7 protein-coding genes, 2 tRNA genes and 1 pseudogene are annotated in these 9,180 nt (G+C 35.0%); 6 read left to right on the forward strand and 4 right to left on the reverse strand.

The genetic code is table 11. The annotated features are described in order from the left end of the window. Window positions 1-8 precede the first annotated feature (8 nt). Window positions 9-890 (reverse strand): TomO hydrophobic C-terminal domain-containing protein, encoded by an 882-nt coding sequence (locus tag ACJ5GX_RS01925; RefSeq protein ID WP_495292644.1) that lies wholly within the window; start codon window positions 888-890, stop codon window positions 9-11. Between the two features lie 527 nt (window positions 891-1,417). On the opposite strand from ACJ5GX_RS01925, the gene ltrA reads away from it, so the two are divergent. Continuing rightward, window positions 1,418-2,689 (forward strand): group II intron reverse transcriptase/maturase, encoded by a 1,272-nt coding sequence (gene ltrA / locus ACJ5GX_RS01930; RefSeq protein WP_264377358.1) that lies wholly within the window; start codon window positions 1,418-1,420, stop codon window positions 2,687-2,689. A 62-nt stretch (window positions 2,690-2,751) separates the two neighbouring features. Here ltrA and ACJ5GX_RS01935 read toward each other — a convergent pair. Beyond that, window positions 2,752-4,266, reverse strand: a pseudogene (locus tag ACJ5GX_RS01935) (hypothetical protein); the annotation flags it as partial. 409 nt (window positions 4,267-4,675) lie between these two features. Between ACJ5GX_RS01935 and fsa the strand changes: the two are divergent. Continuing rightward, on the forward strand, window positions 4,676-5,320 hold the full coding sequence (gene fsa / locus ACJ5GX_RS01940) for a fructose-6-phosphate aldolase (protein ID WP_007302527.1): 645 nt from the start codon (window positions 4,676-4,678) through the stop codon (window positions 5,318-5,320). Window positions 5,321-6,094: 774 nt separating this feature from the next. On the opposite strand, the gene ACJ5GX_RS01945 is transcribed toward fsa, so the two are convergent. Continuing rightward, window positions 6,095-6,562, reverse strand: coding sequence for a hypothetical protein (locus ACJ5GX_RS01945; protein WP_052265063.1), 468 nt, complete (start codon window positions 6,560-6,562; stop codon window positions 6,095-6,097). 132 nt (window positions 6,563-6,694) lie between these two features. Continuing rightward, a complete protein-coding gene (locus tag ACJ5GX_RS01950) occupies window positions 6,695-7,411 on the reverse strand; it encodes an SDR family NAD(P)-dependent oxidoreductase (RefSeq protein WP_007302529.1) in 717 nt (238 codons plus the stop codon). Window positions 7,412-7,613: 202 nt separating this feature from the next. Here ACJ5GX_RS01950 and carA point away from each other — a divergent pair, with 202 nt between their 5' ends. From carA to ACJ5GX_RS01970, 4 genes are all read left to right on the forward strand, one after another. Further along, the gene (gene carA / locus ACJ5GX_RS01955; RefSeq protein ID WP_052265062.1) at window positions 7,614-8,702 is read left to right on the forward strand and encodes a glutamine-hydrolyzing carbamoyl-phosphate synthase small subunit; all 1,089 of its coding nucleotides are present in this window, start codon (window positions 7,614-7,616) and stop codon (window positions 8,700-8,702) included. A gap of 109 nt (window positions 8,703-8,811) precedes the next feature. Then, window positions 8,812-8,893: transfer RNA gene (locus ACJ5GX_RS01960), tRNA-Tyr, on the forward strand. A gap of 4 nt (window positions 8,894-8,897) precedes the next feature. Further along, window positions 8,898-8,968: transfer RNA gene (locus ACJ5GX_RS01965), tRNA-Gly, on the forward strand. Between the two features lie 78 nt (window positions 8,969-9,046). Further along, on the forward strand, window positions 9,047-9,180 hold a 134-nt coding region (locus ACJ5GX_RS01970), incomplete at its 3' end, for a GTP-binding protein (protein WP_495292645.1).

The raw sequence follows: 9,180 nt of genomic DNA on the forward strand, positions 1-9,180 counted from the left end.
ACTATTTCTTAACTTGCTTCTACAGCAGCATTATGAACAACCTCCTCAACACCTGGTCCTTTAAGTGGACCTGAAGGTGCCTTATTATAATAATGTACAGCTATAGCAGCAACTATACAGAAAGCTCCAATGCCTGCCGCTACTCCTGCTACCAGCAGACTAGTACCGAGAGCAAAATATGCAGCTGGTGCAGCAGCTAATGAAAGTACTCCAGTTACTGCAAACATCCATGTAGCCACAGTAGGCCATTTAACGCTATTCTCTTTTGTGTAAATTTTGTTGCTATTACTAGCTTGCTTATTAGCTACTGATTTTGGTTGTATATTTTCGTTAGCAACTTGTTCTACATGCTTGGCGGGTTTATTAGAAGTTTGCTCTTTTCTGTTATTATCAATTGATATTACGGTATTAACACTTTCATTTGCAAAACCTAATGATGATGATTGAGGTAGAACAGTAAAATCTTCTTCATTGTGTGCAGTACCACATTGACTTTCGGGAATAGGCGATGTACCCTCATCTACAGCTGTAGGTATTGTCAAATTCTGATTATCTTTTTCGTCATTTAGATCATCAGACTTTTCCTCGGTGACCATTGAAGGCATTTCTGCTGCAGTTTCAGGTACTTCTGTTTCATAAATAATATCAAACGAAGGAGGATCTGAAGAAATTCTAGGAGAATCGTCACTTTCAAGTTTAGAAAAATCATCATCTTCAGAACTCGACGATGCTAAATTTGATTCACTTCCTTCAGACTCCACCACAGGAGCTTTTTTACTACTTGCGGTAGTTTTCACATCATCGCTCACTGGTGATGCAGCAGCGATGTTCTCAAGCTCTTTTTCAAGAAATATTTTAATTTCTGCGAGTTTGGTGTGCCGTAGAGACACAAGGAATGTTCAAGTAAGAGCAAACTAAGTGCAAAAGCTACGCAATAGATGGGGGTGGGCCCCTCGGAGCCGGCTTACAAGAGCAGGCTTCAAACAACCATAAGCTGCTTTGGTAAAAAGCTAAGGTAGTGAGCGTTATGGAAAAGGCGCAAATATGCGTCATGTGTAAAATAGAGAGATGAATGAAAATGAACCACTGATAAAGTGTCGAAAGGAATTGGATGATGTCAAAACCAGGGGTTAGACTTAACCTGGGATAAATCTATCGGGAGCTTGTTTACTGGATAGATGGCGTCCGGCATAGAGGTGGCATGAATCTATTTTGGGCTATTGCGTGGAACTGCGGGAACCTGTCGTTTCGATGATAAGGGAGAAATCCAAGGAGCTGATCTCTGAGGATGAGAGTACCGATGCGGAAAACAGGGGCGGATCAGCTCGTAGTAGTGAAGAAGTTTCTGTAATGGAAATGGAGCGAAGGAGCTGAGTTATTTAGTTTTAGTTATTTATCAACCGAAAGGGAGGAGTTAATGAATAAAACAAAGTCTTTTGATATACCAAAGCAACTTATTTGGAGAGCTTATAAACAAGTATCGAAAAATAGAGGTGCTGCTGGTGTAGATGGGGTTTCGATAACAAAGTTTGAGGAAAATCTAAAAGATAATCTATACAAACTATGGAATCGTATGACATCCGGAAGTTATTTTCCAGAGCCTGTAAAAGCTGTAGCAATACCGAAAGATATGGGAGGAGGACAAAGAATTTTATGTGTTCCTTCAGTATCAGATAGGATAGCGCAAACAGCAGCAACAATGTATCTCGAACCGTTAGTGGAGCCAAAATTCCATGAGGATTCATATGGTTATAGATCGAATAAATCAGCATTGGATGCGGTAGATACAGCGCGTAAGAGATGCTGGAAGTACGATTGGGTGGTAGACCTTGATATATCAGGGTTCTTCGACAATCTGGATCACGACTTAGCACTTCAGGCTATCAAGAAACACACAGACTGCAAATGGGTCATACTATATGTTGAAAGGTGGATGAAATCCCCTATACAACTTGCAGATGGCAGTAAAGTAGTTAGGGATAAAGGAGTTCCGCAAGGAGGTTCAGTTAGCCCAATCATCTCTAATATATTCATGCATCATGTGTTTGATATATGGATGAAAAAGAACTATCCGACGGTACCATTTGAGAGATATGTGGACGATGCGATAGTGCACTGCAGAACAGAGAAACAGACAAGATTTGTGAAAGTAATGATCGAAGAAAGATTGGCTGAGTATAGGTTGAAATTACATCCTAAAAAGACACAGATAGTGTACTGTAAGGATGACAATAGGAGAGATGAATTTCCTAAACAAAGTTTTGATTTTCTGGGTTACACATTCAGACCCAGGTTAGCAAGAAATAAAATAGGGAAGCATTTTGTTTCATTTCTCCCAGCAATTAGCAACAAGGCCAAGAAAAAGATTACTACAACCATAAGATCATGGAAAATGCTACGAAATACGCATATAACATTAGAGGAGATATCAGGAAAAGTAAATCCAATAGTCAGAGGCTGGTATCAGTACTATGGCAAATTTTACAGAACTGAGGTCTACAAATCTCTAAAGAATGTAGAGCGGCATCTAGAAAAGTGGGTCAAAAGGAAATATAAGAGACTCAGGAGTCACGGAAGACTAGCAAGACAATTTCTAGGAAAGGTGAGAGATAGGTCTCCAAATATTTTCTATCATTGGACACTAGGTTTAGGGTCAAAAAGGCTAAATAATGGGAGCTGTATAAGCTGAGAGGTTTATGTACAGTTCTGCGAGAGACTGGTAGGGGAAGTTCCACTGGTCTACTCTCCCCATTGTAAGTTGTTTCTCTGCTGATTTAACTCTCTAATTTCTTGCTCAGCCTCATCGAGCCTATATTGTAATTTATTCTTTTGCTCGTTTAATTCTCTAATTTCTTGCTTTTCTTCTCCAAGTTCATTCTGTAAGTCACTATTGTGCTTTTCTAACTCTTCAAGTTCTTGTTCAGCCTTGTCGAACCTATATCGTAATTCGTTCCTCTGCTCATTTAATTCTCTAATTTCTTGTTCAGCTTTTGTAAGCTTTTGATCTAGTTGTTGTGAGTTAACTTCTGTTTGCGCTGCAGCTTCTTGCAAATTAACTTCTGTCTGAGTTTCAGTTTCTTGAGAGCCAATTCCTGTTTGAGTCTTAACGTGTTGCACAGAGACCTCTGTTTGAGTTTCAGTGTGCTGTAAATTAACTTCTGTTTGAGTTGCAACTTCTTGTAAACTTTGAATTTCAGCCTGTTGAGAGCCAATTTTCGTTTGAGTTTCAGTGTGCTGTAAACTAATTCCTGTTTGAATTGCAACCTCTTGTAAATCAACTTTTGTCTGAGTTTCAGTCTGTTGAGAGCCAATTTCTGTTTGAGTCTTAACGTGTTGCACAGAGACCTCTGTTTGAGTTTCAGTGTGCTGTGAATTAACTTCTGTTTGAGTTGCAATTGCCTGAGTTGCAATCTGCTGTGGATTAACCTCTGATACATTGTTGCTAGTGAAAGAAAGAATAGGATTGCTTTTAGCATCATTTTCAAGATCTTTCATCTTTTCGTCTTGATTGATTACGATATGTTCGTTATTTTGCAGATTACTAACAGCCGGTGCAATGTTAGCATTTTTGTTCTTTTTCAATAATGCTTTTACAGCATCATGTAGAGAGAGGTCTTGAATATATAATTCCTCATTTTGTCTTATTAATTCCCAAAACTCCTCAGGTGGCGATTCAAAATCTTTACCATTAAACTGTAGTACTTTAGTTATACCAGAATTACTTACATTCATAACCATAGTACAGGTAAAAGTTTTCCCATCCTTGTCCTGCACAGGCCAAGTGCTTGTCATTTCATAATATGCACCCTCTTTAAATTCATAATGTCTTTCCTTACCTTTTCGGTAAGCGTATATGTCATGCTTTTTATTGCAATAAATATTCAATGTGCTAATATCCCTTTCTTGCTGTAAGATATCACTAATTCTTATTGGCTCACTTCTATTGTAATTAATAAGATTAATGTTTAACACTTTATCAGAATTGTTAGTTTCTACATAAAAAGCTTGAAGGTCTATGTCTTTGTCTCTAAAATACTTACTTACAGCTTTTTTTGCCTGATTTGCTAATTCTATAAAGTTTTTTTTAAAGCTCTTGTTGAAAGATAGATCTATATATGCTTGCTTAAAATTTTCATCATTTGTCAAATCCATGAGCAAGTCATAAATCTCCCATTTGTCCTGATAGTATTCTTCTAAAACAGTAATGCTATTTTTTCTTTTCAGTTCTGCTAATATGTTTTTCAATGTCAGGAAATTTGTTGACATAGTATACCCCCTATTACTATTGTTTTGATAATATATTTACTTTGGGAGTGATTAACTCCTTTTGTATTAACCTTTTTAGTTGAATTTAATTGCGAGCGTTAAACTAGATCTTAGTCATTTTGTTTATTGTTCCCCACTATCTATTTGTGTTACTATACTAATAGTAGCACTAAGTTTTAGGCTATGCAAGAATTTCTATTGAACGTAAAGCTAGTAAACTTCAGAAATTGGTTATGCTAATTTTGTTAATAAAATGCAACCAATTAAGGAAAGCGCTATACTGTGTCTCAGTGCAATATTTTCTTTCCTAACGGACTGAAAATTGAGTTGAGTTAAAAATCCGATTTTATTTAATACTTTTCAAAGATGACAATATTTTGTAAAAATAGGTTTTTAATAGGACAATAATATGGAAATTTTTCTTGATAGTGTTGATTTGAATGAAATTAAGGAGCTAAAAGAGTTCATTGATGGTATAACAACTAATCCTTCTTTAATAGCAAAATCTGGACATAAAGATAAGTACGAAGATTTAGTAAGCGAAATATGTTCTATTATAAAAGGACCTGTTAGTGTTGAAGTTGTTGCAGATAGCCATGAAGATATGGTTAAGGAAGGCCTTAAGTTAGCGAAAATCGCTAGTAATATCGTAGTAAAGTTACCTCTTACACATGAAGGATTAATTTCTTGTAAAAAGTTGTGGACAGAACATAAAATACCTGCTAACATTACATTATGTTTTTCTCCTGGACAAGCACTGTTTGCCGCTAAGGCCGGTGCTTGTTTTATTTCTCCCTTTGTTGGTCGCCTTGATGATATAAGCTATGATGGCTTATCGCTAATAGAAGATATATGCACTATATATTCTAATTATAATTTTAAGACAAAAGTTCTTGTTGCATCAGTAAGAAGTCCAGCACATGTAATAGAAGCTGCACGGCTTGGTGCTCATTCAATTACTGTGCCAGCAAAAATACTTAGACAGTTAATTAATCATCCACTTACTGATCAAGGGCTCGCAATATTTGAAAAAGACTGGGGCGTAAAACAATAAATGACATTGCTAAAAAAGACATAAAAACACAATAATTTATATAAAAAGGACATAGGTACCATCTGTCCTTTAAAGACATGTAGGTCAATGATATGCGTAATTCAGTGTTTTAAACATGATAGTCCTCCACTAATAAAAAAGATTGAGAAAAATGTATACAGCTACGACCGAAGTATAGCTAAAATATATTTTAACTGAAGATTATAGATTAATTGAATTGAAAAGTCTGCAGACGAAGATAGATTCCGAGCTCTAGAACACCTTCACCGTGCATGGTAACAAAACTATTAGAGTTTGTCAAGTAATTTTTTATCGTAATTTTACGAACGTGCCATGCCAGTAATTATATTTAGTTAAATTTGTAAAGTAATACAGTGTTTTCGATAGTTATAAAAAAGCTGGATTTCAGTACTGGAGTAACATTTTGGAAATTGGGATGAAAAGAGGGAAAGTACTGGTTTGAAATTAAGTTTTCTGGATTCCAGTGCTGGAATGACAAGAGAGGAGCTCCAGGTACAGCTGTTACCTATAGAATGGCAGTACTAGAATGATAACAAACTGAATGACATATTTAATCTCTATACAGATGTACATCACGCACCGATTTCCATTCAAGGTAATGTTATTCCAGCATTGGAATCCAGTTAGATTTGCGAGTATAAAAGTAATACAACATTTTTGATGATGGAAGCCATTACTAGTATAACAAGAAAGGAAGTGCTGATTTCAGTGTTTATACGTTAGCCATGCATCTAAAAATTTATAAACAAAAGATTACACTTTACAACTTTGTGATGGAATAAGTTTTTCAATGCTGTTGACGCAAAACTCAGTTGTATTATTAGCTATTTCATCGAATTTATCATTTATATCCTTACCTATTTTTTCATCTTTAATATATTCATACAGAGCTAAAATAGCTATAGTTGAACATATTGCGATGAAACCAACTTTTGCTGTAATAAGTAATGATAGCCCACCTGCAAGTATGGACACTGCTCCAATAGCTAGGTTTATAATTTTATTTTGTGTTGATTGATTCTCTTTATCCTCTAAAACGTTTGATATTGCTTTTGAGGCAATTTTTATTGCTATTGCTGTAGTTGAGATTATAACAAACATCATAGCTATTTTTGCTAAGAGAAAAATTGATGGTAGCATTATTACAAGAAACAGTGAAGCACCTCCTATAAATAACCATTTCTCATTTATTTTTTTAGACTGATCTGTATTATTAGGCATTGCAACCCTCCACTTTCATTAACAGTTTATTCATATAATATGAAACATGCGATAGTCAAGATGTTTTTGTGTGGAGAAGCTTGCGATTGAGTTTTGAAGAGCTTTAGCTTTACAAGATGGTAGATTTGGTGATTATCGTAAGATTCTTGCAGTCATTTTAGTGGGAAGAATTTGTAAAATATGAAAAAATAACCGCCAGAAAATTGGAAACGCTATAACTTTCTTTCCTTTAAATATACTTTTTAAAATATATGCTGCAGCTTTTTCTGGCTCCCATATGAAGGGAAGTGGTTTATTAGACTTAAACATATCTGTTTTTACTGGCCCTGGCATTATGGTGATAAACTTTGTGCTACTGTTAGAATATTGGATTTTTAGTGATTGAAAACAACTTTTTAGTGCTGCTTTGCTGGCACAGTATGCAGAAGCATGTGGTGTTGCATGCATAGCAACAAGAGAAGATATAACCGCAAAAGTTGCCAAGGAATTATGATGAATCCATTCTTCAATCCAGTTGATAACGCCAAAATAATTGGTTTCAAATGTTTTTCTATGAATGTTGGTATGAAACTTATCTTCTATTTCGCCACATCCTGCATTAAGAAAAAAGAGATTTGGTATAATATTTTGCTTTTTTAAAAAATCAGACGAGTTTTTAATATTTTCACTTTTGCTTACATCACATGTTATAGGTAAAAAATTACTACCTAATTCTTCTTTTAATTTTTCCAGTTTTTCAGTGCGCCTTGCAATGCCAACCACAAACCATCGATCTTTAATGAGCAACCGTGCTAGACTTTCTCCAATGCCAGATGATGCTCCTGTAATGAGACAAGTTTTTCTATCCATGTGAATTTATATAACATGAAGTATGAATGTAATGACTATTGCCTATTCACACAAGTTAAGTTTGCTATAATTTTCCTAAATAATAAAAAAAGAAAGCTACTTATAATTTTGAATTTTATATAAACTTAAAGGGAAATTTAGTATTTGCTTACTTGTAATTTAAAATTCTTATATAATATTTTAAATGAGTTGAGAGAATTAAATGCAGGATGCAGCTTTAGTTTTACAAGATGGCAAGTACTTTTTGGGAAAATCGGTAGGTAAAAGAGGCAAATGTATAGGTGAAGTTTGTTTTACCACTGGTATGACAGGTTATCAGCATACTATAACAGATCCTTCTTTTGCTGATCAAATAATAGCGTTCACTTTTCCTCATATTGGTAATGTTGGAATAAATCACAAAGATAATGAAGGAGAAAAAGTTTTTGCAAGTGGTGTGGTTATGCGTGAACTTTCTCCTATGTCTCACTCTTCTTCATATATTAGTTTAAATGATTGGTTGGAGAAAAATAATGTAGTTGGGATATCGGGAATTGATACTAGAGCTTTGACGAGATATTTGAGAAAACATGGATCTCAAAATGGAATGATATGTCCGTCAAGTGAGGTACATATATTAGATGAATTGAAGAAATACAAATCTGTAAATGGAATAGAAATAACTAAGAAAGTCAGTTTAAGTAATAACTTTCAAAGCGTTCTTAATGCAAAATATAGGGTTGTAATTGTTGATTTCGGTGTAAAAAATAGTATAATCTCACGCTTAGTAGAACTTGATTGTACGGTTGAATTAGTCAAACCAGATACAGGTTTTGCTCACAAAATATTAAGCATGAATCCAGATGGTATAGTGCTTTCAAATGGCCCTGGTGATCCACAAGAGATAGGAGAGAGTGTAACTTCAGAAATAGAAATTATTGTGAAATCTAAAATACCAGTTTTTGGCATATGCCTGGGCCATCAATTACTTGCAGTTACTTTGGGAGCAAAGACTGTCAAGATGGATATTGGTCATCGAGGGAGTAATCATCCAGTTTATGATCTGGAGAGTAAAAAAGTTGAGATAACTAGCCAAAATCATGGTTTTGTTGTTGATTCAGCTTCTCTTCCAAGTAACGTTGAAGTTACTCATATTTCTCTATTTGATAATAGTGTAGAGGGGATAATGATGAAGGATTACCCAGTCTTTTCTACTCAATACCATCCAGAAGAAGCGCCAGGTACACATGATTCACATTACTTATTTGGGCGTTTTATTGACAATATTTTGTTATATAAAAGTAAAATCTAACTGAAATCAGTTAGATTAGCTTTTATTACTTGATCTTTTGGATTTGGATGTTTAATATTAGGAATAATAAAACTTAAGTTAAGGTAGTGTTCTCTTAACAGATTTTTGTGGAGGAGTGACCGAGTGGTTAAAGGTAACAGACTGTAAATCTGTCCGCATTGCGTACGTAGGTTCGAATCCTACCTCCTCCATTGTGCGGGTATAGCTCAATGGTAGAGCTCTAGCCTTCCAAGCTAGTGACGTGGGTTCGATTCCCACTATCCGCTCTTTTTTTTGTTGTATTTATATAAAATCAACATATTATTTGTTGATGTATTTATATTTTAGGTAGAAGAGTTAAAATTATGACAGCGATAGTAGAAGCATTTGGAAAGCCGCATGTAAACGTGGGAACGATAGGACATGTGGATCATGGGAAGACAACGTTAACAGCGGCGATAACAAAGCATTATGGTAATTTTGTAGCATATGATCAAAT

This window comes from Wolbachia endosymbiont of Tuta absoluta, from assembly GCF_059414725.1.

What these genes read in the sequence shown, in the direction of transcription:
- ltrA (WP_264377358.1), top strand. Translation starts at nt 1,418, where the DNA reads ATGAATAAAACAAAGTCTTTTGATATACCAAAGCAACTTATTTGGAGA.
- fsa (WP_007302527.1), top strand. Translation starts at nt 4,676, where the DNA reads ATGGAAATTTTTCTTGATAGTGTTGATTTGAATGAAATTAAGGAGCTA.
- ACJ5GX_RS01945 (WP_052265063.1), bottom strand. Translation starts at nt 6,562, where the DNA reads ATGCCTAATAATACAGATCAGTCTAAAAAAATAAATGAGAAATGGTTA.
- ACJ5GX_RS01950 (WP_007302529.1), bottom strand. Translation starts at nt 7,411, where the DNA reads ATGGATAGAAAAACTTGTCTCATTACAGGAGCATCATCTGGCATTGGA.
- carA (WP_052265062.1), top strand. Translation starts at nt 7,614, where the DNA reads ATGCAGGATGCAGCTTTAGTTTTACAAGATGGCAAGTACTTTTTGGGA.